Here is a 23,616-nt window from a genome sequence, read left to right on the forward strand (position 1 = left end):
ATGGCAACAGTAGCAAAGCTCGAATCAGACACGCAATCCGGTTTCGCCGACAAGGCGGTGGCCGACGGCCTGGTGGAAAAGGCGCGCAGCCTGCGCGAATTCCTGCAAAAGGAAGCGCCTGAAGCGGAAAAGCGGCGCAGCCCAACCCCGGCCGTCGATCAAATGCTCAAGACGGAAGGTTTCCTGCGGCTTCTGCTGCCTCAACGCCTGGGCGGCTTCGGACTCTCGACCACCGACTTTTGCCGCGTCCAGATGGAAATCGCCAAGGGCGACCCCGCGGTCAGCTGGGTGATGCAGATCATCAACGGCACCAGCTGGATCACCAGTCTCGCGCCCGACGGTGTCCAGGACACGATTTTTGGCGAGGGCCCGCAGACCGTGTGCGGCGCCTACAACCCGCCCGGCAAGGCGCGCAAGGTGGACGGCGGCTGGATCATCAACGGTAAATGGCCCTACATGTCCGGCTCCCGCCAGTCGAAGTGGGCGCAACAGGGCGTGGTGCTTGAAGGCTACGACGGGCCGGTCGTTCCGGGCATCAGCATGTGTTATCTGCCGATGGACAGCATGACTATTGAGGACACCTGGTTCGTTTCGGGCATGCAGGGAACCGGGTCGGACACGGCGATAGCAAAGGACGTGTTCATTCCCGATGACCAGATGGTATTGATGGACGAACGCGCGGGCCAGATCGATCGGACCAAGCGTCATTTCGGCGCGCCTTCAGACCTCCTTCCTGCCGTTCCGGTGGTTCGCACGACCGGCATTGCCCAGCTCATTGGCGCAGTCGAGGGCATGCTGGAGATCGTTACGGCGGAATCGCCGAAGAAGCCCGTACTGACGACGACGATTTCGCCGCGCACCAATTCCGGTGCCTACATGCGCGACCTTGGTGAAGCGGCCGCCATGATCGACACGGCCAAGTTGATCCTGTTCAACCTCACAGCCAAGCTCGACCGAGTTGCGCAGGGTGAGGAGTTCACCCTCGCCGAGAAGGCAAAGCAGCGCTCCGGCGGTGCCCAGATGGTCGAACTCGTTCACAGTGCGAGTGAATCGCTGATGTTCCAGGCGGGTTCTTCCGGTTTTGCGCTGGACAAGCCGATCAACCGCTACTGGCGCGATATTTCGATGGCTCTCCGCCACATCCAGAATATCCCGACCATCGGCTACGAAATCTATGGCCGGAACCTTGCCGGAGCCGATCCGATCTCTCCGCCGGGTGCCTATTGATCCAAAATGCCGGGGTGATCGCGTGTTAGGCAGGCGATCGCCCCAGAGGCAGCTTCCACGGCCCATTTAGAGAGGGACGGCCTATGGATGCTGCGCAGGGGTAGCAACAGAGACAACAAACGGCGATATCGTGACCGAGGCGAGCATCGGGTGTCTACCAGCTTACGTCGATCCCACAGCCCGGATCTTCGGCGACGTCATGCTGGAACAGGATTGCAGTCTGTGGCCTTACGCGGTCGTTCGGAGCGAGAGAGGTCATGTGCGCATCGGAAAATGCGCAAGTGTGCAAGATCACGCCATGATCCACATCGGCTGGAATGACCCGACCATCATCGGCGACTACTGTACAGTTGGACACCGTGCAGTCCTGCACGGATGCACGTTGGAGCCCGGCTGCCTCATCGGCATCGGTGCCACGATCATGGAGCGCTGCGTCATAGGCCACGGCTCGATTGTTGCTGCTCACAGCTTCTTGCCCGCCGGCACCATTATTCCGCCAAATTCCCTGGTAATGGGCACGCCCGGCCGAGTGACGCGCGTTCTTGACAAGCTGCACGGCAACATCATCGATGCGCTCCTCTATCGCGAGAACGCCCGCGCCTATGCGACCGGAAACCACCGCGTCTGGGAGATCGCGCAGATGGCGCGTCTGGCCGAAGAGGCCGAAGCTATCCTCGCACGCGAACATCGCCAATGGATCGAGCGTGGAATTCCCGGTTTCTACTCCACTGACGAGGAATGAGGATGACTGGCACAACCACGCTCGAACACAACACGATGCTGAACCTCCTGTTTCGGGAAGCCCGCACGCATAACACCTGGCAAGATCGTCCGCTCAGCACGGAGACCATTCGGAACCTCTACGAACTCGCGAAGTGGGGGCCGACGACCGCGAACAGCAATCCGGCCCGATTCGTCTTCATCCGCTCGGCCGATGCCAAGGTCCGGCTCTTGCCTCACGTCAATGCCGGCAACCGAGACAAGGTCATGCAGGCTCCCTGCACTGTGATCGTAGCGGGTGACACACGGTTCTATGAATTCTACGGCAAACTGTTTCCCGCAAGGGACATGCGGGCGACGTTTGAAGGCAATGACGCACTCGTCGCGCAGACTGTCGCCCGTTCCTCGACATTGCAAGGCGCCTATCTCATCATGGCCGCCCGCGCCCTGGGTCTCGACTGCGGTCCTATGTCGGGCTTCGATGCGGCCAGCCTCGATTCCGAATTCTTCCCCGATGGCCGCTGGAAAAGCAATTTCCTGTGCAACATCGGTCACGGCGATCCGGCAGGACTCCATCCCCGCAATCCCCGGCTGGACTTCGACGAAGCCTGCGTCGACGTTTAGGCTCGAAAGCCGTTTCCAAGGCGCTCTCCTGTCAGAAAGCAGCGACTGTCCTGGAAACGGCTCCGTCGCACCCTCACCAGACCAGCGGCAATTCCACTGGCTGGATCATGCCCAGATGACAACGCACCCGATGACCGGGCGCAAGGCGGAATTCCGGAATTCGCGCCAGGAACTCTTCCATCGCGATCCGCAATTCGCGGCGAGCCAGGTGCATGCCGACGCAGGTATGTATGCCGAAGCCGAAGCCCACGTGCCTCGGCCGCCGGTCCAGCTTGACCTCGCAGGGATTTTCGAATTCGTCGGGGTCGCGCCCGGCGAGCGTTGTCGACATGGCGACCTTATCTCCCGGCCTGAACTGCACACCGCCTATCACCGCTTCCTTCTTGCAGGTACGAAACGTGGTGACCGCCCCGTATGCCCGCATCAATTCGTCGATGGCATGCGGGATCTGTGAAGGGTCGGCTCTCAAAATTGCCTGGTCTTCAACGTGTGTGCCGAGGTGGCGAAATTGTAGGCCCATGTTCGTGGAGACGGTGTCGAGCCCGCCGATAAATAGGTTGAACATGAAGCCGAGCAGTTCGTCCTGCGTCAGAGGACGTCCCTCTATCTCGCCCCGCACGCCGAATGAAATGAGATCGTCGCGCGGATTTGCGCGCCTGCCGGCAATCTCGCCGGCCAGATAGTCAAGCACACTGCGCGTGGCATCCGCGATCTTGGACAAATCGTGGTTATGCAATAGGTTCATTTCCCATTCCATGAATTCGCTGACCCGGTCGAGCGGCAAACCCATCAGTTCCATGAAGACCTTGATCGGGAATTCGAATGCGAACTCGCCCATGAATTCACACTGCCCGCGCTTGGCGAAGGTCTCGATGTACTCCACCGCATAGTGCCGAATCCTGTCTTCCAGCGCCGCCATGGCCTTGGGCGTGAAGGCCGGGTTCACCATCTGACGGAATGGCCCATGCGCCGGAGGGTCGAGTTCCGCCGGCGAATTGATCCACGCTCCACCGACCAGCTTCGAGAAAGGCGAAAAGTCGGTGGAAGAAAAGTGCTCTGTATCGAGATAGATTTCGCGAAGATGCGCCATGCGGCGTGGCACCCATGCTCCCGTTCCTCCGGGATAGGCATGGGCCGCGTAAATGATATCGGGTCCGTCATGGATCCGCATGGCCAGATCGTCGAACGGATCTTTGTCCGTCGTCGTTCCGAAAATGAACGGAAAGTCCCGGCTCACCAAGGCTGGCGGCACGTGATCGGGGATCGCCTGCTCCGGAAACATCATCACTCCCACACTCCCTGTCGTTTGTCCCGCCCCATTTCCGGGGCCGGTCATTCCTGCACCTGTCGCTTAGAAGGATCGGGGCAACCCGAGGCTCTCGGCGATACCGTTTCGCACCATCTCGTTGGTGATCGGGCCGATCCGCCAGAGCCGGCTGTCCCGCCAGTATCGCTGCATGTCGGTCTCTGCGGAGTAGCCCATGCCGCCCAGGATCTGGATGCCGAGATCTGCGGCCGCGTTGGCATTCTCTGACGCGATGAGTTTCAGCATGTTCGCCTCAACGCCAACGTCTTCGCCTCGGCTCTGCTTGTCGGCGCAGAAATGCAGCATGAGTTCGGTGGTCTTCTGCATCGTGGCGATATCCGCCACATAGTGCTGCAGGCTCTGAAAACGGCCGATGATCCCGCCGAATGCCTTGCGCTGCTGCATGTAGGCGACAGCGTCTTCCAGTACGCCGTCGATGACGCCCAGGCAGAACGCGCCGACCATGATCCGCTCGTTGTTGAGCGTGGGCAGCAACATGTACCAGGCCTTGTCCGGCTCGCCGAGCACTTGTTCGTCTGCGACGAAAGCATCCTCGAAATGGATCGAGCAGCTCCCCATCGATCGCATGCCGAGCTTGGCGAGCGGGGTTATCGTCACTCCGGCAGTCTTGGCGGGAACCCAGAAAAGAGTCAGTCCCTGATGCTTTTTCTCCGGATTCCTGTCACTTCGGGCAATCACCAGAAGATAGTCGGCAACATGCGCAGATGAGGACCAAGTTTTCTCGCCGTTGAGCTTCCAGCCGCCATCGACGCGTTCCGCCGTTGTCGTCATCGCGCCAAGCAGGTCGGTACCGCCTCCCGGTTCCGTGAATGCGATGGCGGCCTTGAGCTGACCGGAAGCGATCAACGGCAGATACTTCTCCTTCTGCTCGGCAGATCCGTAGAGACCGATCGACTTCCCCCCAGCAAAACTGGTGATCCCCCAGATCCATGCCAGTCCACCCAGGGAACGCGCCAGTTCGCGGGCCAGCAGCATCTGCATCACCACGTCGCCGCCCTGCCCGCCGTATTCCTCGGGAATGCCGACGCCGTGAAAGCCCGCCTCAGTCAGCTTGTCCCAAAGGGCATAGGGGTAGGCATGCTCGTCCTTCTCGAGCGCTCGCGCCCACTCCTTGGGCACCTCGTTATCGACCCAGCGATGCACGGTGTCGCGAAAGGAACGGTATTCGTCCTCGAGTTCGAAATCCATCTCAGGTATCTCTTTCGTATAGTTATATTTTCTGATTTTCAGCAACATCGTCTGACGGCTCGCACCCCTGTTCGGCCAGCGCGATCAAGCGAGTGGCGATGCGGTCGACTCCGGCGAGCACTGCGGAGCGGTCGTTCGCCAGGAAGGCGGCAAGGATCGCTTCATGCTGGGAAAGCCCGAGAGGGCAAATCGTTTGAAGACCGTGCAACAGGACAAACCTTGCAATCAGGGCTCTGCGGTCGAGCGTTGAGCGCAGCAGCTCCCGGTTGCTTGACGCCGCGATGAAGATCGTATGGAAATCCAGCCCAGCAGTGAGGGCGCCTGCGGAATCATCGCTCGCCAAACACGCTCGGTAGCGCGCCAGTGCGTGTTCGAGTTGAGCTACCTGCCCTGCCCCAACATGTGGCATGCCCCATATGTATCCAAGCCGCCACAGCTCGGACTGAACGCGAAGCAGGTCCCGCATGCCGCGAAAGTCAATGCGCGCAACCCGTTTCAGGCGGTGCACTTCAATCTCGACCAGCCCTTCGGCCTCTAGCGTGCCAAGTGCCTCGCGAACCGGCGTCGCGCTGACGTCCAGATGCGCCGCCAAACTCGTTTCGCGCAGCAGCGTACCGGGGGGCAAGGCTCCTGACACGATGTTGCTGCGAAGGCGCTCAAGAACGGCCTGGCGGCGGGTCGGCGGCGTACTGACCGGCTCCGTGCCGTACAGGCTCGGGCCGGAAGGCACGTCTGGCGAAGGGAGGCGGCGATGCAATTCCATATTCTATAGAATTGCGGAGCCCCTGCATCTTCGCGCCTTTCCAAGGATAGGGTGCTTCTCATGGATTAGTGTAAAGCGGCCAGCGTGGCATCGTCATGATGCAAGCAGATCAGGGCCTGGCGGGAGATGATGGCACGACGAGAATTCAGAATCGATCACGTCAATCTGAAGCAACCGCCAGACTTCGCAGAGCGCCTCGCGCACATCCATTCAAGAACAGGTCAACCGCATTTTCCGCGGAAACGCGCGGATTGCTGTAGCACTCTGCGCTTGCCGGCTCCAGAATGACCACATTGGTAAAGAAGATCGCTTGCATGAATTGGCGCGCGAGAAAATCTGCATCGCCCCCCGCCAGCGTCCGCCGATCAATCATCGCTTGGAAGTAGTCGTTCAGCCGGGCGGCTTCCTCGGTCCGAAGGATATCGAGGCAGCGTCCACTGATATCTGGATGTGTGATCGAAGCGCTCAGGAGCACCCGAATAAATTCGTAGAACGGCCTGGCGCCGAAGACCGGCCGGAGCATCTGGCGAATGTGCTGCTCGGCAAACGCGACAAGTACGTCACGAACCGGTTCATCACAGCGCAGCACAGACCGGGTACCTTCCGAAGCGGTTTTCGCAGCGTCGATCATGCACTCGGCGAACAATTCCACCTTGTCACCAAAGAGCTGATAGATCGCAACTTTCCCCACACCGGCAGCCTGCGCGATGTCGTCGATCGTCGCACCGGCATAACCGCGATCGAGGAAAATTTCGGTTGCTCGCCGGAGTATCCGTATACGTCGTTGAGGCGAGGCCGTTTCCACCGGGCAAGGATTAACACCTTTGCCGCAAGAATCCATATCAACGTGGGGCGGAATGGTAGTTTTGCGATGTTTTGGAACATTAACGACCTTGCAATGTCCCAGTCCTTTCAATCAACAAGGATGCTCCCTGCCTCCCGATAGGACGGAGCTTCCCCGTCAGCTTGTAACAAGCGCCATCCGCGCAATGAAACAAACTGACGCGGGTTACCCGGGCAAGGATCATTCCAGCATGCGAACAGTAGAGCTTCCCTCGCTTGATGACGCCGAATTTGCACGCCGTTACGGCCCTTGGGCGGTGATCGCCGGAGCCTCGGAAGGAACCGGTGCAAGCTATGCAGAACAACTTGCGGCGATGGGCATCAACGTGGTCCTCGTTTCCCGCCGCAAGGAGGCCCTGGATCAACTGGGCGAACGGCTCGCCGGTTTGTACGGGATTGCGTTTCGCTCGGTGGTTGCCGATCTCACGCAATCGGGAACGGGCTCCCGGCTCGTCGAAGAGACACGTGATCTCGATGTCGGACTCTTCGTTTCGAACGCCGGGGCCGACGGGGCCGGCAACAGTTTCCTTGGAGAGCCGGTTGATCGAGCGCTCAGCCTTCTGACCATGAATGCAGCCAATGTCGTCGAGGCCGTCCATGGCTTCGGCAACAGACTCGTCAAGCGGCGCAGCGGGGGGATCATAGTCATGTCTTCGGGAGCCGGTCTTGGCGGCCAGCCCTGGCTGACCATGTACTCAGCGACGAAGGCTTTCGAGTTGAATTTCGTGGAATCGCTTTGGGCAGAACTCGACGGGCAAGGCGTAGATATCCTCGGAATTGCCGCCCCGATTATGGACACTCCGACCCTGCGCCGGGCGACCGAAGGGCTTGGGATGGACTATTCGACCGCCTACGATCCCGCAAACGTCTGTGCACTGGCCCTTGCAAGCTTGGGCAAGGAACCCCTTGTGATCGTGCCCGACGGTCCGGATGAAGCGCAGATCCCGCGCATCCAGGCAGACCGAAAGACGCGCCTTCTTGCCCTCGCCGAATGGGGCAAGGCGTACACGGCTGCGGCGAACGGCTGATTTGCTAAGGGATAGCGGGAAATGATGGACGAGGTCGACGTCGTCGTTATCGGAGCCGGCCACAACGGCATGGCGGCCGCAGGCTATCTGGCGCGTGCGGGCAAGAAAGTCGTCGTCGTCGAGCGCCTTGCGAAAGTGGGCGGGATGACGAGCTCGGGCTACATGATTCCGGAAGCGCCTGAGCACTTGGTAACGCCCTGCGCCGTGGAACTGCTGTTTGCGCGCAAATCTGGCATCATCGAGGACTTCGATCTCCATAAATACGGCCTGCGGACTGTCGATCCTGATCCCACTTACGCCTACCTCCATCCCGATGGCAGCTCTATCGCCCTCTTCTATGACTATCGCCGCACGGCGGAAGACATCGCCCGCATCAACCGCAACGACGGCAAGGCCTATCTGGATTTCATGAAAACGTTGAACGTCATGATGGATATCGGATTTCCCATGATGATGGCCGAGCCCGGACGCCCCGACGTGCGGAATATGTCGAAGGTGATCAAAAGCGCGGTCCGCAACGTCCGGCTGAAAGACGAACTAGTGGCGATGTCCAAGGCGACCGCCGACCAGATCGCCTGCGAAAGGTTTGAAGACCCCGCAACAATCGCGCTGTTGCTGGGAATCGCCGCAGGCGCCGGTCCCATCGATGACGACGGAAATGCTGCCGCGTACATGATCTTCGCCGTCACGCATAAATACGGCACCGGTAAACCCATCGGCAGCCTCCAGTCGTTTTCGGACGCGCTTGCTCGCAGTATCGAAGCATCTGGCGCCTCGATCGAGCTCAATGCGCCGGTCGCGGAAATCATCGTCGATGACGGCGCGGCCAAAGGCGTGCGGCTGGAAAATGGCCGGATCATACGCGCCAAGATGGTGATCGCGACGTGCGATCCCAGAACGGCGATGCGCCTGACGACGCCGGGCGGCGTTTCACGCACATTGTTGCAACGTATCGAGCACGCCCCGTCGAACCGATCCAACGCCGCGCCGTTTCTCGCCAATGTCGCGATGTCCGGGCCGCTGCGGCTCAAGCGACATCAGGACATGCGCCATGACGATGCCGATCTCGACAAGGCCGTGGGGCTCATCGGAACGCCCGTCGAAGTGCGGCAGTCATTTGCCATGGCGCGACGCGGCGACATTCCCGAACGTCACGCGATGTCCCTCAGCCCGCTGTCCAATACCGATCCTTCGCAGGCTCCGGCGGGCGGTTCGCTGGCCTACATCTACTTGCCCGGTGTTGCTGTGGATGCGCGCGAGGGCTGGAGCCCGGAGTTGAAGGACCGAACGATGGCCTCCATCATAAGCCATCTTGGCGAGTTCTACGACGGGCTCGACACAGAGGTCGGGCGCTTCGTGGAAACCGCACGCGAACGGGAACAGCGGCTCAACGTCAGCAATGGGTGCGTCACTCATATTGATTTCGGTGCCCTGCGATCGGGGGTGCACCGTCCGGCTTCCGGTTTCGGCGGCCCCCGGCCGCCATTTCCCGGTTTTCTTATCGGCGGTGCGGGCGCTCATCCCGGCGGCGGTGTGTCCGGTATTGCCGGACGTATCGCCGCTAACCGCGCGCTACGAGCGCTGAAGAAAACAAGGTAGCTGATTCTCATAATCGCGGCCCACGTTATTGTCGCGCGCAATGAGCACACTGGTGGTAACTAATTTATGTCCTTCGCCCATAAAGACTGCCAATCAAAAGCACCGACTTTCCAGTCTTGTTTAGCAGATGCAATTTGCCTAAACGCTCGCCCAATCGGCCCGTCTATGTAGGATCGACCAGAGGGCGGCCAATGAGTGCCACGGTCGCCCTCGCTCCTAGGAGCGCCCTCCCAGGGACGGCAGCTAAGCGTTCTCGTTGGTCCCGCTTCATCGCCGAAGAAAGCACGCGAACTCCCCTTGCTCCCACTCCATCCGTTTGGCGAAAGTCCTATCGGCGCGCGGTCGGCTGCGGCCTGAAATCCGGCCAACGCAAACGTGTTAACGGAAACCCGGGATTTGGGGCGAAACCTGATCGGAACCCACGCGATTGTTCTACAATAATGATTAAGGCGTTGCCTCGCAGGCGGGGCTCATAAAAATGGATGTGGGCCGCCAATATCGTTCGTTGATTAGACGCATGATGCGGTGATTAGCATGCACAGAAAATTTGAAGAGCGAGTAGACAATTTGGAACGCGTGGCTCTCGAGTTCGAGGGGGCACAATTTGCGACGCGCCACCTTCTGGCAATGCTTCTTTCCAGGCTCGACGGACATGAGGCGGAAGAATGCTTGCGGGAGTTGCAATGCATCGGACGCAAGCATAGCGTCGAACTCGGCGAGGCACGTTTGACCGGGTATCTCGATGAGCTTCAAGCAGTCCATCACGCCACTAGCCTGACCCAGGTCCAGCCCGCAGCGCCCTTGCGCGTCGTTCTGTGACGGATGGCCGCCAAAAATTGGCGGCCATCACACGACGCTTGCCACCAGGCCCGATAAGAAAGCACCGAAGTAGCGATACGGCATTCTGAAACCGGAGCTCACGGGAGTCGCATGGGGGCTACCGGGTGCAGCTACCGGTGCTGCAAGCTCGGTCAACGCATATTGGCGCCCATTCTTGGAGAGGGTATGCACCGCCTGCGTCGGTGTCATTTAAAATACCGCTGCGGTTCTCGCGCCCCCCGAATGGCCGGCCAAATTAAAACTGTACGTTCCATTTCAAATGTCCAAATTCAGCCCCGTGCACCGACTGCTGCAACGTGGTAGCCTTCGCGGACCTGCGAAGAGGAGACCATAATGCCGCTAATCGACAGAGCCGCACGTGCGCTGGGGAAGGCTGAACGTGGTTCCGACTACTGGGACAGCCTCGAATACGAACACCAGGAAATTTTGCGGAGAAACGCGCTGGCGGTCATCCACGCCATCCGTGTGCCTTCACCCGCCATGACCGCCGCCGCCGAGAAACTGATTGGCCAGGGTCGCGGCCATGCGATCGACCACGGAGACATGCATGATGCATGGCAAACCATGATCGACACGCTTGTCGGCACCTAGCACATCGACACTTGATCGACCCTCCGCCGGAGATCTTTCCCATTGCCTCGTGATCCAATTGAGTTGGCGACGGTGGTTGCGCAGATGCAGCGGAGGTCTTTCGCCGAGGAGATGTTCCGGACTTCGCCAACGGAGCAAGCGCGGTTATCCGCGCGGGATGTGTTGGACTGATTTACCAGTCGGAGGGCATTCGTGCCGCCGAACTCGACTTCGTGGATCAGTGGTGCGACACCCACGGTGTCGAACCGGTGCCAGGGCAGCAGAACCAAGCGGATCAGGTTTCCCAGGACGTCGGTCAAGGTCAGTATTCTGTTTGTCATACCGCCTTTGGAGCGCTCAATGGCCTCGCCCGAAGCCCCCCTTTTGCGCCCTGCCCGTAGCGGTGGATCTTAACGATGGCGGCGTCGACCATTACGTACTCCATGTCAGCTTCCTCCGAACAAGCATCGAAAAGCCTATGGAAAATATCGGCGTCGCGCCAATCGCGGAACCGGACATAGACCGAGTCCCATTTGCCGAATGAAGCGGGCAAGTTTCGCCAAGGGCTGCCGGTCCGCGCGATCCACAGCACCGCTTCAATGAATAGGCGATTGTCGTGCCCGCTCCGTCCACGGTCAGTGACCTTTCCCAGGCAATGCGGCTCCATCTTTGCCCACTGGGCGTCGGTCAAAACTAGGCGTTCCATCCGAAACTTGAATCACATCAAGCCCGGATCGTGAATCCCAAATCTCAACGGACCCGAGTTCATTCGCTATGGGGCGTGGCGAAGGAGGCCAACCGCGGCTTCACCTCAAGGTCCTGGGGTACACGCTCCGGACCTATCCGGCGGTCGATTTCCTCTTCGAACCAATAGAGCGCGCGCTCCTGATAACCGGTGACGATCGACGTCAACGCTCCGTTACGCAGCGATTGCTGGATGCTGGAGAATAGGCACAAGTCCTCCGACAGGATGTGTTCGGCGGCTTTTCGCATTTCGCCCCAATATTCCCGGTCGGCATCGTCATCCGTCGCCCAACCCATCTGGCGCACTTCCATGATCGACTTGTTCGGCCCGGCCGGCCAGAAGCATTGCAGATTGAAGCCTACGGGATCGAGCGAGAAAAACGTGTTCGGAAAAGTGGGCAATGCGACCGTGTTCTCGAGAAAGACGTCGGCAATATCGTCAGGCTGCACAGGCGGCTTTTCGAAGAGCGAAACGCCGCCTTTCTTGCGCGTGCCAAAACGCATATGGCCACCATCGTAAAGCGCTATCACGAAACTGCGGGAGTCGAGGTGCGGCGCAAGCGTCTTTGGATGAACAGTATTGACGTGATAAATTTCGAGGAAATTGTGATAGGCGATTTTCCAGTTGCAATCCATTTCGACCGTGAACCGATCCTTCACAACCATGCGTTCGAGGGGATATCCTTCGGTCAAGGCAACAAATTCGCCAAGAAATTCGCGCAGAGGACCCGCCGCGTCATCAAAATTGATAAAGATGAAGCCGCGATAGGTTTCGCAGCGCACTTCTGCCAAGCCGTGGTCCGACTTTTCGAAACAGGCAAAATCGTGTTGGCTGGGCACCGCTTTCAAGGCACCGTCCAACGCGTAACTCCAGGAGTGGTACGGACAGACGAACCGCGAGGCCCGTCCTTCCTCCTCAAGCAGGAGGGGCGAACCTCGATGCCGGCAGGTGTTGTGGAATGCGCGAATCCGATCGTCCTTTCCGCGGGAAAGGATCACGGATCGATCGAGGTGCCGAAAGAGTCGGTAAGAACCGGGCTCTGGCAGCTCCGAAGCTATACCGGCGAGCAACCACGCACGATCCCACAGCCCTTCTTTCTCGAGGGCCGCAAACCGGGGATCGGTGTAGCGTCCAGCCGGAATGGGCGGCAAGGCAGGAAAGTCGCTCGGGTGTTCGGTCCGGGCCAACTGATCGTCCATCGTCCGCTTGAGCAATTGCAATGCAGCTTCATGCATGGGCTGTCCTCCTTGGTATTCTCGTCTCCCGATGTCGGCAGGATGGCGGGGGAGGTGCGAAAGCGAACCTGCAATCCGATAGGGTTCAGTGGCGGAAATCCGATCAGCACGGATCGAAGCAATAGGCGCAGATCTTGTTACCGTCGGGATCGAGCAAATAGGCGCCATAGGCGTGGGGGACCGCATGCCGCTGTCCCGGCCCCCCTGCATCGGTTCCGCCCGCCGCCAACCCGGCCGCATGAAACTGGTCGACCGCAAGCCTGCTGGGCGCCTTGAATCCCAAGGTCGCACCATTTGACGAAGTCGCGCGGCCTTCCAGGGGATGCAGAATGAGCAATTCCGGAACAGTGCGCCCATAGCAGAGACCTTGTTCCTGAAACGGCCCCAAATTGGCAATACCGAGCGGCAGCAGCGCAGCATCATAGAAGCAAGCTGCCCGCCCCAAGTCATTGGTGCCGAGGCACGCGTGGGTAAAAATGCCCATTTTCTTTCCCAAAGAGCACCTCAAGCAGGCGCTCTCGAATTACCGTCCGATGCAGTTGGCGAGGCCGCTTGGGGGCATCAGGCCATCCCAAATACACTCTAACTTGAGCAGCGAAATATTGACGCGCTCAAGCGCCGGGCGAAAAAGCCTCAGCCACCGCGCGCGTATCCATGTACTCCTTGCCCGAAACGATCTGACCATCTCGGATGATCAGAAGGTTATGGTACTCGTTGCGATAGACCCGGTCGGGAAAAACCATCTCGCCGCTCACTTCCACGGCAACTCGCTCACCTTCAGCGGTGATTCCAACAACGTTCGCCGTGCGCCGCTCAGCCGACAGCAATCCGCCCTTCACGCTGGCGATGAAATCCGCCCGTGTCATGTCGCCATGGCCCAATATCCACCATTGGCAATCGGGGTGCTGTAAAGCCTCGATTGTCTCGAGATCCCCTTCCTCCACAGCCCGCATATAACGCCGTGCAATCGCCTTATTTTTCTCGATGTCGCTCACCGCTTTTCTCCGCTGCCTTCACCAAGGTGCCGTTCGCAAATCTACACGTTCCGATATGACTTTCGTTGATCGTCCATTCCGCGTGGCTAGCTCCCTTTTCGGATCGACAGGAGCGCGAGATAGGAAACACTCTGCTGCGGATCATCGGCCACACGCGTGGCAAGCCTTGTTCTTAATTCTTTCATCAGGCGTTCCGGATCTCTGTTGCGGCCTATCTGGGCCAGGAAATTGGGGCCGTTCGCCGCGCACATCATCGACGCCCACTGAAAGCCGAATGCCTCCGCGTCCCCGGTTTCGCGGTAGGCATCCCAGAATGGATCTGGAGAGCGGACGCAAGACACGTGAACTACCGAGAGGTCAGGAAGGAGCCCCTGCTCGAACGGCGCCTTCAATTGCTCCAGGGAACGTCCCGCCGATGGAGAGGTCGCCATGAATGTATCGTCGTCATCGAGCAGGCCCTCGCGCCTCAAGTCGAGGAGCGTTGCCCAGAAGTGACCAGCCATCCATTCGAAGCCATGTCGGTCGCCGCCACGCCCCATGAATTGGCACACTAGACGCCCTCCGACCCTCAATTCCCGCGACCGGGCCCGCAGGAAATTGAGCAAATCCTGGGCAAGCACATCATCGACCGCTTCGCGCGCGAGCACGCTGTTGCTGTATACGGCCCAGCCGTGATCGGCGACATTGACGGGGTTGTGACTGAGCCAATGCAAGGCGTTGGACGACCACCCCAAGTCCACGCTGTCGGAGGGTAGAATCTGTTCGAAATAGGACCGGCCCACCGCCATCGGGAATACATCGCGCCGGCCCGCAAGGTAGCTGTCCGATTCGGTCGCAAGGAGCCCAAACAATGACGTGTAATCGTTGGCTGGGAGATCGGTATGAATGATCTCCAGTGCTCGTTGGCCGTTGTGATCCCTCACAAGGTCGATGGCTGTGCCCATAGGAAGCAGCGAATTGCGCCCTTGCGAGGCGCCGTAGTCCACAATCCGAACCAAGCCTTGGGAATTCGCAGCGATAGTTCCCACTGCCTCCTCCCAGAGAGGAAGCGCCGAATGAAGATTGGCATGCTGCAAACCGGAATGCCGGTTGTAAGCACCTGCTCCTGCCATCGAGGCGATCGGTTGGCGCACGGGATCAGCCATAGAAAGCCTCCGCCAGCCGCGCGCTGTATGTCCTGCTCTTTTCGGGCGAGAGGCCATAGTGCGGAATTACGGGCGTAATCGCGTCTGCCGCCGCTGCCCGCCTGGCCACGCCGGCGCGCACCTCGTCTACATCGCCTACGACCGCGATGCTCTCCACCATCTCGTCCGGGCATGCGGCAGTCATTGCCGCTAGATCGCCTCGAGCAAATGCCGCCTGGATAGCGGAGGCTTCCTTGCCGAAGCCGATCTCCTCGAAATAGCGCAGATATTGCGGGGACTGGCTGTAATAGGCCACGGTCGCCCGACAATCCTCGATGGCCTCTTTGCGATCCGGATCAATCGCTGTGAAGATCGAAAGGTTGAGCGAAAAATCTCCGCGCTCTCGTCCAGATTTGTCTAGCCCTGCCCGGATATTCGGAATGACCTCGCGTTCGATCCAGGCCTCGTTCCACAAAGGGTGGCCCAGCAGTCCATCGGCAATCTCGGCAGCCTGAAGGCAAGCCTTCTGAAATACTGCAGGAAGATAGATCGGAATCTCACTTCGCACCGGCGGCTGCAGCAGGCGAAAGTGCGAAAGGTCGAGACTGTGGTAATCGCCTTTAAGCTGCGACAGTTCGCAGGTGTGACCCAGCGCCACGATCTTGCGGATCATGCCCACAACTTCGCGCATGTGTGCAAGCGGCTTTCCATAGGTCGACCCGAACGATCCTTCCGTCTGGCTTTGCGCGCTGGAGCCAAGTCCCAGCACGACACGGCCGCCACTGATCAGATCGAGATCAACCGCGCTGCAAGCGGTCTCAAGCGGGCTGCGCACGAATGCCAAGGCGATGCCCGTCCCGAGTTTGATTTTCTGCGTGGCAGGCGCGGCGGCCGCAAGGGTCGAAAACGGCGCCCCAAACATTTGGGGTGCCCAAACTCCCTCTACTCCGGCGGCTTCGTAGCTCCGCACCGCCGCTACCAGCTCCTCACCGGGCATTGGCGCGATTTGTGCCCAAACAGCTTTTCCTTTTGCCATGCTATCGCCTTTCAGAAGCCCTTGGTGTCGAAATAGTCGCGCCACGCCGTAATGTACGGCCCGTCCATCTCCAGTGCGCCCATCAGCCGCAGCGAAACGAGTTCCGCGCCGTCTGCTCCGTAAAAAATATCGCTGCGCTCCGTGAGGACGACGTTGCCATGCGCTGCGGCGTGGTGAACAACGACTTCGCAGCGCTCGAAGGGAATGCGGGCCAGGAAACCCTCAACGAAGGCCATCGCTTCTTCGATTCCGACTGTCGTCGCCACGCCAACATTTTCCCAGCGCGTGACGGACGTGAATCGCTTCCTCATTGCCGAGATCATGTCTTGCGCGGTGCCGCCGCTTTCATCGAAAAATGCCAGCACTTCCTGCAACGGCCCCGCCATATTCGCCTCCCCGATCTGCAATCGGGGCACCATGGGGACTGACGGCAGGCAATGCCCCTGCCGAAAGATAGCCAGCCCGAGTTAGGGCCGGCGCCCTGGCCTCATCGCCTTGGGAAGATCGGAATCCGTCGTGCCTGGCATTGGCCTTGCGTTGCCCCCCAATCATTTGCCGCAACGTGACGTCGCTTCGGCGACACTATGTCCTCGTGTTGAAAGTCATAGTTGCAGCATGCTGCACAGCTCTTCCTATAGTGCTGCGGCACAAGCGAACGGGAGTGCCGCAACCATGAGCGCCGTCGACGAACTGATCGCACTTGCACGATCAGCAGACCCATTCCGCAACGCCCCGGAACAGTTGGCCGAACTGCAGCTAGAAGCCGCACGAGAACGTTTTTCCGAGCGGCGCGGACAGATTGGTGTGCTGAACAAGCGCGCCAGAGAGGCAGGGATCGACAGCATAGACGGGCTGTCCGATCTTGTGCCCCTTCTCTTCGCTCACACAAACTACAAAAGCTATCCGGAAGCCTTTGTTGACAACGGGCAATGGGCTCACATGAACCTATGGCTTGGCACGCTCGCAACCTATCCCACAGACAACATCGACGTGTCGGACGTGCGCGACATCGATGAGTGGTTGGACCGCGCACGTTTGGCCGGCCACCACGTATTTGCCTCGAGCGGAACGTCTGGAAAATCCTCATTTCTGGATCAGTCGGACCAGGACCGGGACGTCAGCGTCACGGCCTGTCTGCATGCCGCTGACCTGTCCACGCCCAGCTACGTCGCCGATCACTCGCGCTCGGTCTTCACGATGATGCCGGAGCGCGGCACCCATAAGATGATCGATTTCTGCAACCGCCACTTTCCTCGCTGGGCAGCGCCCGGCGAACTGCACCGATTGAGCGAGGATCCGATCCGTGCGTTCGATGCTATGAGGCCTGCGCAATTGAGGCGTTTGTTGGCAGCAGGCAAGATCGGCCCAGGCGAGATCGCAGCCTACGAAGCCGAACTTGAGGTCCGCCGCATCAAGCGTGCAGCCGAGTTCGAGACCTGGATCGACTTGTTGGAAGACCGCCGGCACAGTCCCCTTTACATCGGCGTAATGTACGGCGTTGCCTGGCAGATCGTAGAAACGCTGCGGAAGCGCGGGATAAAGAACGGAGATTTCCACCCCGACACTCTGATGAGCTTCGGGGGAGGCACGAAGGGCGCTGCGGTCCCAGCAGACTACCGGGAACAAATCCAGCAATTCTTCGGCATCACGCCCGACCGGATTACCAGTTCTTATGCAATGGTGGAGATGAGCGGCTTCTGCGCCAAGATCCAGCCTACCGAGTCTTATGCGGTACCCCCGTGGATCGTCCCCTTGGTTCTCGACAAGTCCGGCGAACATCTGCTCGGCACGACCGGTGACATGGGCCTCGTCGAGGGGCGTATGGCATTTTTCGACATCCTCGCCGATGCGCGTTGGGGCGGCGTGATTTCCGGCGACAAGGTGCAGGTGGAGTTCGGATCAGGCCTTGAAGGGGTTAAGACACCGGTCATCCACGCGGTAGCTCGTTATGCCGATCTCGAAGAGGGCGAGGACAAACTCAGCTGCGCGGGATCCATCGACTCCTACGTCCGCGGGTCGATCTCGTCTCCCCCGACTTTCGCGGCTTGAACGAGGAAACAGTCATGCGACCGGAAAGCATGTCCAACGAGCCGAGGCTGCTGATAGCGCACGTCATAAAGGGAGAAGTACAGCTCGACGCTGCAGTCGAGCATCGCTCCCGAGCGAGCGCGAGCCCGGTGATGACCCCTGCACTGGATCTCGACGCGCTGATTTGGCCCAGACGCGACCCCGGACCTGCGTTCGAAACGCCTCTGGCGGAAATCGTCGATTTCCTCGTCGAGGTCGGCAAGGCACTCGATTTTGATAAAAATGCCCATCTACAGGAAGCGGCAGCCCTCAATCTTCACTGCAATAGTCTTGGCGCGCGGATTCTGGAAAACTGCTACAGGGACATCGGTGGGTTCTTCACGCGCGAGGCCGTCGAAGCCGAGGCGGAGCAATCTCTCGGTTGGCTCGGCGCGAATGACGGCTGGATTAGACGTGATATCCAGGGCCAAGCCTTCGACATCCGGGCGTTTCCGCCGCGCATGGTCCATATTCTTGCCGGAAATGCTCCCATCGTGCCGCCAGTGACGATCGTGCGCGGGGCTATCAGCAAGGGCGTTCATTTGCTGAAGATGCCCTCGAACGACATGTTCACTGCCACGGCACTTCTGCGCACGATGGCTGATGTCGGGCCCAATCACCCGGTGACACGCTCGTTCTCGGCGGCCTATTGGCGCGGCGGCGATACCGCGATCGAGGAACACATCTTCAGATCCCAGTATTTCGACAAGCTGGCAGTGTGGGGAGGCGAAGCGGCCGTTCGCCATGCAATGAAATATGCAGCTCCCGGTTTCGAGATCGTATCCTTCGACCCCAAGATCTCGATTTCGCTGATCGGCAAGGAGGCTTTCGCAGGATTGCCTATAGCCGAGATCGCCCGGCGCAGCGCGGCCGATATCATCGCTTTCAATCAGGACGCATGTAGCTGCGCTCGCTTCCAGTTCGTCGAGGGATCCTTACCGCAAGTCGATGCCTATTGTGAGGCTCTCGTAGCCGAGATGGGCAAGGATGTTCGGTATGGGAATGGACAAGGCGGACCACGTCCTCCCGAGGCATTGTTGGACGAACTCGATATGCTCGGCAATCTCGAGCCGATTTACCGTGTGTTCGGACAACCCGACGGCACCGGAATGGTTGTTCGATCAAGCGATCCCGTCGCATTCAATCCCGGTGGCAAGCTTGTCAACGTGGTCGCCGTCTCCAGCCTGGCGGAGGCGATTGCCCATGTCTCCGTGGCCACCCAGTCGGTCGGCGTCTATCCGCCCGGCCGCATCACGCAGTTGCGCGACGGGCTGTCGTCGGCCGGCGCGCAACGCATCGTCGGCCTTGGCAACATCAATAGCGGAAAGTTCGGCGGCCTGCCGCACGACGGGGGATGGCCCGTCCATCGCATGATGCATTGGGTCGTGACCGAAGCAGAGAGAGAGCCAACACAGCCATGAACCGCACGCATACAGGACCGCTTTCGCTCGATACCTACCGGCTGCTTGGCCGTTCGGGCTTACGAGTTTCACCTTTGGCTCTGGGTACAATGACATTCGGCGAGGAATGGGGCGCTGGCGAAGAGGAATCCCGACGCATTTTCGATGCCTACGTCGATCAGGGCGGCAATTTCATCGACACTGCAGGATATTACGCAGGCGGCGTTTCGGAAGATTTGACGGGCAAATTCGCCGAGGCAAAGCGCGACAGACTGGTTCTCTCCACCAAATACTCTCTGACGCGATCGGTTGGAGATCCCAATGGTGCCGGAAACAGCCGGCGCAACATGATGCAGACCGTTGAGACGAGCCTGCGCCGGCTTCGCACCGATCGCATCGATCTGCTATTTCTCCATGTCTGGGACGATAGCACCCCCGCAGACGAAATCATGCGCGCCTTTGATGACTTGGTGACCCAGGGCAAGGTTCTTTATCTGGGTCTGTCCGATACGCCCGCCTGGCAGATGGCGCGATTGCAGACGATGGCCGACCTGCGCGGCTGGACCCAGTTCGCCGCGTTGCAAGCCGAATACAATCTTGTGGAGCGTACCGCCGAGCGGGATCTCATTCCTGCTGCAAAAGCACTCGGCATTGGCGTGATGCCGTGGTCTCCTCTTGCCAGCGGCTTGCTGTCCGGCAAATACGCGGCCCGGAGCAACGGAGAGGGTCAGGACACCGGAGGACGCGGCGCCATGTTGGCCGCTGCGGGCAAGCTGGACGCTCGTACGTTGGCCATTGCTGACGCCGTTCAGGCAGTCGCCGACGACGTCGGCGCTACTTCGGCACAAGCGGCCATCGCTTGGACTTTGGCGAACCCGGCCGTAGTCTCGCCGTTGCTGGGTGCACGAACGATGCGGCAATATGAGGACAATGTAGCCGCTCTCGGCGTTTCGCTGGATCTGCACCATCTCGATCGATTGGAAGCGGCCAGTTTCACTCCGAAAGGCTTCCCGCACGAATTCCTGGCAACGGACTTCATTCGCCACGGATTGACCGCCGGCACCAAAGTGCGACCCCGAGCAAGCTGATGGAGTGCTGGCTCAGGTTGCCCGGATTAGCCGTCCGGGGCGTGCGCCGGTATCGACGCCACCCCGACGAGTGATGACGCCGCTAACCATCGTCGCACGATATCCGGACGCATGTTGCGCCAAGCGGCGACCGCCTCCCGGCAAATCATGAACGACGTACGGGGCGTGAAGCCTGAGGGCTGCATGGTCGATCAGGTTGATGTCGGCCTTCAGCCCTTGTGCCAGCCGCCCCCTGTCGTGCAGACCGAGAAAGGCGGCATTATCAGCGCTAAGCGCCTTGACAGCAGCCGCGACGGAAAGTCGCTCACCGGCGCGGTCGCGTGCCCAGTAGGTGAGCATTGTCGTTGGATAACTGGCATCGCAAATAATACCGTAGTGCGCTCCTCCATCTCCCAGGCCGATTATGCTGCAAGGATCCTTCATCATGGCGAGCACCGGATCGAGAGAGCACTGCGCATAGTTTGAGAAAGGCATCAGGATTAAGGATTTCCCTTCCTGTTCCAGCATCAGTTCGTAGGCGAGTTCGGCCGGTTCGATTCCACGTCGTTTTGCAAGAGATGCAATGCTGGAATCGGGCGACGGCTCGTAGTCCGGTTCATCACCGAGCGGAAAGAGATTATCCCATGCTCGCAGCAGTGCGTGGAGCGGCGTAGGCGTTTCATCGGGCTCTTCCGCCACAAGTCGTTCGCGAAAGCGTCAATCGCGCATGAGCCTTACTTTTTCAGGTAATGGCAGATCCTCGAGCGCCCGATAGGTCCGGCAATAACTGAAGGCGTTTGCCGAAGTGGAAAGGCCGCACAATGCTCCCATGGGCCGGGGAAAGACCTGAGCCAGGATCGGTGCCGCTCCGCTACGGTTATGTTCCAGCAGCGCGTCCATCGTCTGCCGCCAGCCATCGGGATTTCCGGCCCACTGGGCCAGCGAATACGTCACTGGCCTGCCGGAAGCGCAAGCCATTCGCTTCATCAGATCGATGTCGCCCGACCAGTCTGCAGTGTCGAGGTTAGGGATCATTTGAATGACCCCTCGTCCACTCTCTCCCACAGCCCGGGCGAGTGCTTCCAACTCTTCGCACGCGGCCTGGAAGGAGGGAATGAAGGCTCCGTCCCCGCGACGATGGACGAGCGAGCGCGAGGTTGCAAACCCCAGTGCGCCGGCATCCATGGCCTCGCTGACAAGCTCGGAGAGACGGACGATATCCGCAGGCGTCGCCGCTTTTCGGTCCAGGCCGCGCTGGCCCATCGCATAGACGCGCAAGGGAGAGTGGGGAATGTATGCGCCGACGTCTACGTCCCACCCACAGTTGCCTAGCGCTTCAAGATACTCCGGAAAAGTCTCCCAGTTCCACGGCAAACCCGTGGCCATGACAGCCTCGGGGATATCCTCAACCCCCTCCATGACATTGACTAGTGCTTCTCGGTCGCCCGCGCGGCATGGCGCAAAGCCAACCCCGCAATTGCCTATGACTACACTTGTGACGCCGTGTTCGGCGGACGGCACCAAACTGTCCGACCAAGTCACTTGCCCATCGTAATGCGTATGGATGTCGATGAAGCCCGGCGTCACGAGGAGACCATTGGCATCGATCTCTTCTCGGGCTCGCTCCAGGTTCGCGCCGATGGCAGATATGCGGCCGTTGAGGACGGCAATATCTGCCACGAATGGATTCCCGCCGCTTCCGTCCACGATCGTGCCGCCTCGGATGATCAAATCTGCATCGGGCATGGCTCAATCCTTCAATCCGCCAGCGAGGCCAAAAGTTCACCCGGTGCATGTTCCTCGGTCACCCACTTCACCATCCGGCGAACCGGCTCGATCGCATCCTGCCGCTCCATGTTATGCTGCATGGTCGCAGCGCCCCCCAACGACACGATCCGTTGCACTCCCTGATAAGCCAAGCGATCGCGCAATGCCTCTTTGAGACTTTCTGGGAAAATCCCAATCGTCTGAGTGTAGGCGTTCACGGAATTGATCGCAGTATCCGTGGTATCGACCGGGACGATATTGCCCACGCGGCATGCTAATGTCCGAGAGAAATCAACTGGGTAGTCATCCTGGCTGACGATCACCGCGCCTTCATTAGATCGCCCGCCGAAAACCCGGTAATCTTTATCGTTAAGGCGAACGCCATCAATTTCCGACTTGAGTGCTGTGTCGAATGCCTTGTGAGGCGTACTGAGATGATCGGGCAATCGCTGGAGAGCCTCGAAGGTGAGTTCGCCCAGACGGTTCGCGTTGCGCAGTCCGACATCATCTGTCCCGCTTTCGACGTAGATGACGCGCGCCGAAACGCAGCCCTCCTGGTTCTGTGCGCCAATATCCAGAGCGAGGCGACGCGCCACCTGTTTCATGGTTGCGTCGTCGGCAAAGGCTTCCCTTCCGATGATCGTTCCGGAGAGCTTGGGGTCCTGCGTTATGAGATCGATGCCTGGCTGGAGGTAGCGCGTGATGTGCTTCACGGAATCGAAACCGCCCCAGGCAACGATTTTCTCGATGCCCCGCGGATCATAGATCACCGGTTCAACCTGCTCATCACCGCCTTTCCAATAGGCGACGGATATGTGTCTGGACAATGGATGCTCCGGCGCCATCTCCGCCATGGTCCGGACGATCGCCGCTGCCGTCAGCGGATCGTTCGACGGCAACTTTATAATCGCATCAGATCGCGTCAACGCGTTGCGGATTACTGTCAATATCGACACGATAGGTGCATTGCCGGCTATGACATGGACAGCTCGTGCCCCGAAAGCGCGCGTGCGCGCGGAAAGGCCCGGGAAAATGCTCGGTCCTTGGTCAACCCAGCCCTCCAGATAATCGACGCCGCACGAACGCTCCATCATTCGTCGCATCTCCCCGCGATCAAACGTCGCGCCCATATGCTGGAAGTGGCGGCGCAGGATGCTTTCGGACAGTCCAGACGTCAGGCAGGACAGACGAAATGCATGCTGAAGATGGCGGTTCCGTCCGATGTCCAATCGTTCACCCAGCGCGACCAGGAAATCGAGGATTTCTTCGAACCGCAGCGAATAGAGATCAGCCATCGACGACGGCGTGCGTAGCGGCAAATCCGCTACGTATTTTGCCAAATCCGGGGCACGAAATGATACGCCTCCCCGGCGTCCACCGTAGAGGACATCACCATCATCGATGATTTGCCCTCGGATAATGAGAGGAACGCGGAAGTCATCGTTCATCAG

Annotated in this window: 24 protein-coding genes; 10 read left to right on the plus strand and 14 right to left on the minus strand. The window is 59.6% G+C overall.

The genetic code is table 11. The features are described from left to right. The 3 genes from AC1VVK_RS17810 (at position 1) to AC1VVK_RS17820 (ending at position 2,571) form a co-directional block, all read left to right on the plus strand. Positions 1-1,227: an acyl-CoA dehydrogenase family protein gene (locus tag AC1VVK_RS17810; RefSeq protein WP_482906137.1), complete on the plus strand. Its 1,227-nt coding sequence runs from the start codon at positions 1-3 to the stop codon at positions 1,225-1,227. 298 nt (positions 1,228-1,525) lie between these two features. Then, positions 1,526-1,969 carry a gamma carbonic anhydrase family protein gene (locus AC1VVK_RS17815; RefSeq protein ID WP_482906138.1) on the plus strand — a complete coding sequence of 148 codons (444 nt, stop codon included), beginning with the start codon at positions 1,526-1,528 and terminating at the stop codon, positions 1,967-1,969. Between the two features lie 2 nt (positions 1,970-1,971). Next, positions 1,972-2,571 (plus strand): malonic semialdehyde reductase, encoded by a 600-nt coding sequence (locus tag AC1VVK_RS17820; RefSeq protein WP_482906139.1) that lies wholly within the window; start codon positions 1,972-1,974, stop codon positions 2,569-2,571. Positions 2,572-2,644: 73 nt separating this feature from the next. On the opposite strand, the gene AC1VVK_RS17825 is transcribed toward AC1VVK_RS17820, so the two are convergent. The 4 genes from AC1VVK_RS17825 to AC1VVK_RS17840 form a co-directional block, all read right to left on the minus strand. Next, positions 2,645-3,856 (minus strand): cytochrome P450, encoded by a 1,212-nt coding sequence (locus tag AC1VVK_RS17825; RefSeq protein WP_482906780.1) that lies wholly within the window; start codon positions 3,854-3,856, stop codon positions 2,645-2,647. 66 nt (positions 3,857-3,922) lie between these two features. Further along, the gene (locus AC1VVK_RS17830) at positions 3,923-5,134 is read right to left on the minus strand and encodes an acyl-CoA dehydrogenase family protein (RefSeq protein ID WP_482906140.1); all 1,212 of its coding nucleotides are present in this window, start codon (positions 5,132-5,134) and stop codon (positions 3,923-3,925) included. Continuing rightward, on the minus strand, positions 5,109-5,843 hold the full coding sequence (locus AC1VVK_RS17835; protein WP_482906141.1) for a GntR family transcriptional regulator: 735 nt from the start codon (positions 5,841-5,843) through the stop codon (positions 5,109-5,111). Before AC1VVK_RS17835 ends, AC1VVK_RS17830 begins: the two co-directional genes overlap by 26 nt. Before the next feature lie 166 nt (positions 5,844-6,009). After that, positions 6,010-6,765 (minus strand): TetR/AcrR family transcriptional regulator, encoded by a 756-nt coding sequence (locus AC1VVK_RS17840; protein WP_482906142.1) that lies wholly within the window; start codon positions 6,763-6,765, stop codon positions 6,010-6,012. A 73-nt stretch (positions 6,766-6,838) separates the two neighbouring features. Between AC1VVK_RS17840 and AC1VVK_RS17845 the strand changes: the two genes are divergently transcribed. From AC1VVK_RS17845 to AC1VVK_RS17860, 4 genes are all read left to right on the plus strand, one after another. Beyond that, positions 6,839-7,720, plus strand: a complete 882-nt coding sequence (locus AC1VVK_RS17845) for an SDR family NAD(P)-dependent oxidoreductase (protein WP_482906143.1) — start codon at positions 6,839-6,841, stop codon at positions 7,718-7,720. A 21-nt stretch (positions 7,721-7,741) separates the two neighbouring features. After that, entirely contained in the window at positions 7,742-9,319 is a 1,578-nt protein-coding gene (locus AC1VVK_RS17850; RefSeq protein WP_482906144.1) for a phytoene desaturase family protein, read from the plus strand. A gap of 534 nt (positions 9,320-9,853) precedes the next feature. After that, positions 9,854-10,138: a hypothetical protein gene (locus tag AC1VVK_RS17855; protein WP_482906145.1), complete on the plus strand. Its 285-nt coding sequence runs from the start codon at positions 9,854-9,856 to the stop codon at positions 10,136-10,138. 354 nt (positions 10,139-10,492) lie between these two features. Continuing rightward, positions 10,493-10,750, plus strand: a complete 258-nt coding sequence (locus AC1VVK_RS17860; protein WP_482906146.1) for a hypothetical protein — start codon at positions 10,493-10,495, stop codon at positions 10,748-10,750. Between the two features lie 316 nt (positions 10,751-11,066). On the opposite strand, the gene AC1VVK_RS17865 is transcribed toward AC1VVK_RS17860, so the two are convergent. The 7 genes from AC1VVK_RS17865 to AC1VVK_RS17895 all read right to left on the minus strand — a co-directional run bounded on the left by AC1VVK_RS17865 (position 11,067) and on the right by AC1VVK_RS17895 (position 16,250). Next, positions 11,067-11,420: a transposase gene (locus tag AC1VVK_RS17865; protein ID WP_482906147.1), complete on the minus strand. Its 354-nt coding sequence runs from the start codon at positions 11,418-11,420 to the stop codon at positions 11,067-11,069. Between the two features lie 74 nt (positions 11,421-11,494). Then, a complete protein-coding gene (locus AC1VVK_RS17870) occupies positions 11,495-12,709 on the minus strand; it encodes an aromatic ring-hydroxylating oxygenase subunit alpha (protein WP_482906148.1) in 1,215 nt (404 codons plus the stop codon). 103 nt (positions 12,710-12,812) lie between these two features. Continuing rightward, on the minus strand, positions 12,813-13,193 hold the full coding sequence (locus AC1VVK_RS17875; protein ID WP_482906149.1) for a VOC family protein: 381 nt from the start codon (positions 13,191-13,193) through the stop codon (positions 12,813-12,815). Positions 13,194-13,320: 127 nt separating this feature from the next. Continuing rightward, entirely contained in the window at positions 13,321-13,704 is a 384-nt protein-coding gene (locus AC1VVK_RS17880) for a nuclear transport factor 2 family protein (protein ID WP_482906150.1), read from the minus strand. 86 nt (positions 13,705-13,790) lie between these two features. Further along, positions 13,791-14,849 carry a class I SAM-dependent methyltransferase gene (locus AC1VVK_RS17885; RefSeq protein WP_482906151.1) on the minus strand — a complete coding sequence of 353 codons (1,059 nt, stop codon included), beginning with the start codon at positions 14,847-14,849 and terminating at the stop codon, positions 13,791-13,793. Then, complete coding sequence (locus AC1VVK_RS17890) at positions 14,842-15,864, minus strand: LLM class flavin-dependent oxidoreductase (protein WP_482906152.1); 1,023 nt, start codon at positions 15,862-15,864, stop codon at positions 14,842-14,844. Before AC1VVK_RS17890 ends, AC1VVK_RS17885 begins: the two co-directional genes overlap by 8 nt. Positions 15,865-15,875: 11 nt before the next feature. Continuing rightward, positions 15,876-16,250, minus strand: a complete 375-nt coding sequence (locus tag AC1VVK_RS17895; protein WP_395335304.1) for a limonene-1,2-epoxide hydrolase family protein — start codon at positions 16,248-16,250, stop codon at positions 15,876-15,878. Positions 16,251-16,536: 286 nt separating this feature from the next. Between AC1VVK_RS17895 and AC1VVK_RS17900 the strand changes: the two genes are divergently transcribed. The 3 genes from AC1VVK_RS17900 to AC1VVK_RS17910 are packed head-to-tail and all read left to right on the plus strand — an operon-like array spanning position 16,537 to position 20,419. After that, entirely contained in the window at positions 16,537-17,913 is a 1,377-nt protein-coding gene (locus AC1VVK_RS17900) for a hypothetical protein (protein ID WP_482906153.1), read from the plus strand. 14 nt (positions 17,914-17,927) lie between these two features. Further along, positions 17,928-19,352 carry an acyl-CoA reductase gene (locus AC1VVK_RS17905; RefSeq protein ID WP_482906154.1) on the plus strand — a complete coding sequence of 475 codons (1,425 nt, stop codon included), beginning with the start codon at positions 17,928-17,930 and terminating at the stop codon, positions 19,350-19,352. Beyond that, a complete protein-coding gene (locus tag AC1VVK_RS17910) occupies positions 19,349-20,419 on the plus strand; it encodes an aldo/keto reductase (RefSeq protein WP_482906155.1) in 1,071 nt (356 codons plus the stop codon). The genes AC1VVK_RS17905 and AC1VVK_RS17910 overlap by 4 nt, the downstream gene beginning before the upstream one ends. Before the next feature lie 12 nt (positions 20,420-20,431). Here AC1VVK_RS17910 and AC1VVK_RS17915 read toward each other — a convergent pair whose 3' ends face one another. From AC1VVK_RS17915 to AC1VVK_RS17925, 3 genes are read right to left on the minus strand one after another with little or no spacing between them, the layout of a single operon-like run. Continuing rightward, positions 20,432-21,097 (minus strand): amidohydrolase family protein, encoded by a 666-nt coding sequence (locus tag AC1VVK_RS17915; RefSeq protein ID WP_482906156.1) that lies wholly within the window; start codon positions 21,095-21,097, stop codon positions 20,432-20,434. Between the two features lie 18 nt (positions 21,098-21,115). Beyond that, positions 21,116-22,144 carry an N-acyl-D-amino-acid deacylase family protein gene (locus AC1VVK_RS17920; RefSeq protein ID WP_482906157.1) on the minus strand — a complete coding sequence of 343 codons (1,029 nt, stop codon included), beginning with the start codon at positions 22,142-22,144 and terminating at the stop codon, positions 21,116-21,118. Between the two features lie 11 nt (positions 22,145-22,155). Continuing rightward, the gene (locus AC1VVK_RS17925; RefSeq protein ID WP_482906158.1) at positions 22,156-23,613 is read right to left on the minus strand and encodes an acyl-CoA reductase; all 1,458 of its coding nucleotides are present in this window, start codon (positions 23,611-23,613) and stop codon (positions 22,156-22,158) included. Positions 23,614-23,616: the final 3 nt, after the last annotated feature.

It is taken from the genome of Novosphingobium sp. BL-S-32, assembly GCF_056857055.1.

Coding starts and splice junctions, on each gene's coding strand:
- AC1VVK_RS17855 (WP_482906145.1), top strand. CDS start 9,854: ATGCACAGAAAATTTGAAGAGCGAGTAGACAATTTGGAACGCGTGGCT.
- AC1VVK_RS17895 (WP_395335304.1), bottom strand. CDS start 16,250: ATGGCGGGGCCGTTGCAGGAAGTGCTGGCATTTTTCGATGAAAGCGGC.
- AC1VVK_RS17885 (WP_482906151.1), bottom strand. CDS start 14,849: ATGGCTGATCCCGTGCGCCAACCGATCGCCTCGATGGCAGGAGCAGGT.
- AC1VVK_RS17925 (WP_482906158.1), bottom strand. CDS start 23,613: ATGAACGATGACTTCCGCGTTCCTCTCATTATCCGAGGGCAAATCATC.
- AC1VVK_RS17810 (WP_482906137.1), top strand. CDS start 1: ATGGCAACAGTAGCAAAGCTCGAATCAGACACGCAATCCGGTTTCGCC.
- AC1VVK_RS17920 (WP_482906157.1), bottom strand. CDS start 22,144: ATGCCCGATGCAGATTTGATCATCCGAGGCGGCACGATCGTGGACGGA.
- AC1VVK_RS17815 (WP_482906138.1), top strand. CDS start 1,526: ATGATCCACATCGGCTGGAATGACCCGACCATCATCGGCGACTACTGT.
- AC1VVK_RS17820 (WP_482906139.1), top strand. CDS start 1,972: ATGACTGGCACAACCACGCTCGAACACAACACGATGCTGAACCTCCTG.
- AC1VVK_RS17850 (WP_482906144.1), top strand. CDS start 7,742: ATGATGGACGAGGTCGACGTCGTCGTTATCGGAGCCGGCCACAACGGC.
- AC1VVK_RS17830 (WP_482906140.1), bottom strand. CDS start 5,134: ATGTTGCTGAAAATCAGAAAATATAACTATACGAAAGAGATACCTGAG.
- AC1VVK_RS17890 (WP_482906152.1), bottom strand. CDS start 15,864: ATGGCAAAAGGAAAAGCTGTTTGGGCACAAATCGCGCCAATGCCCGGT.
- AC1VVK_RS17875 (WP_482906149.1), bottom strand. CDS start 13,193: ATGGGCATTTTTACCCACGCGTGCCTCGGCACCAATGACTTGGGGCGG.
- AC1VVK_RS17825 (WP_482906780.1), bottom strand. CDS start 3,856: ATGATGTTTCCGGAGCAGGCGATCCCCGATCACGTGCCGCCAGCCTTG.
- AC1VVK_RS17870 (WP_482906148.1), bottom strand. CDS start 12,709: ATGCATGAAGCTGCATTGCAATTGCTCAAGCGGACGATGGACGATCAG.
- AC1VVK_RS17860 (WP_482906146.1), top strand. CDS start 10,493: ATGCCGCTAATCGACAGAGCCGCACGTGCGCTGGGGAAGGCTGAACGT.
- AC1VVK_RS17900 (WP_482906153.1), top strand. CDS start 16,537: ATGAGCGCCGTCGACGAACTGATCGCACTTGCACGATCAGCAGACCCA.
- AC1VVK_RS17910 (WP_482906155.1), top strand. CDS start 19,349: ATGAACCGCACGCATACAGGACCGCTTTCGCTCGATACCTACCGGCTG.
- AC1VVK_RS17905 (WP_482906154.1), top strand. CDS start 17,928: ATGCGACCGGAAAGCATGTCCAACGAGCCGAGGCTGCTGATAGCGCAC.
- AC1VVK_RS17845 (WP_482906143.1), top strand. CDS start 6,839: ATGAAACAAACTGACGCGGGTTACCCGGGCAAGGATCATTCCAGCATG.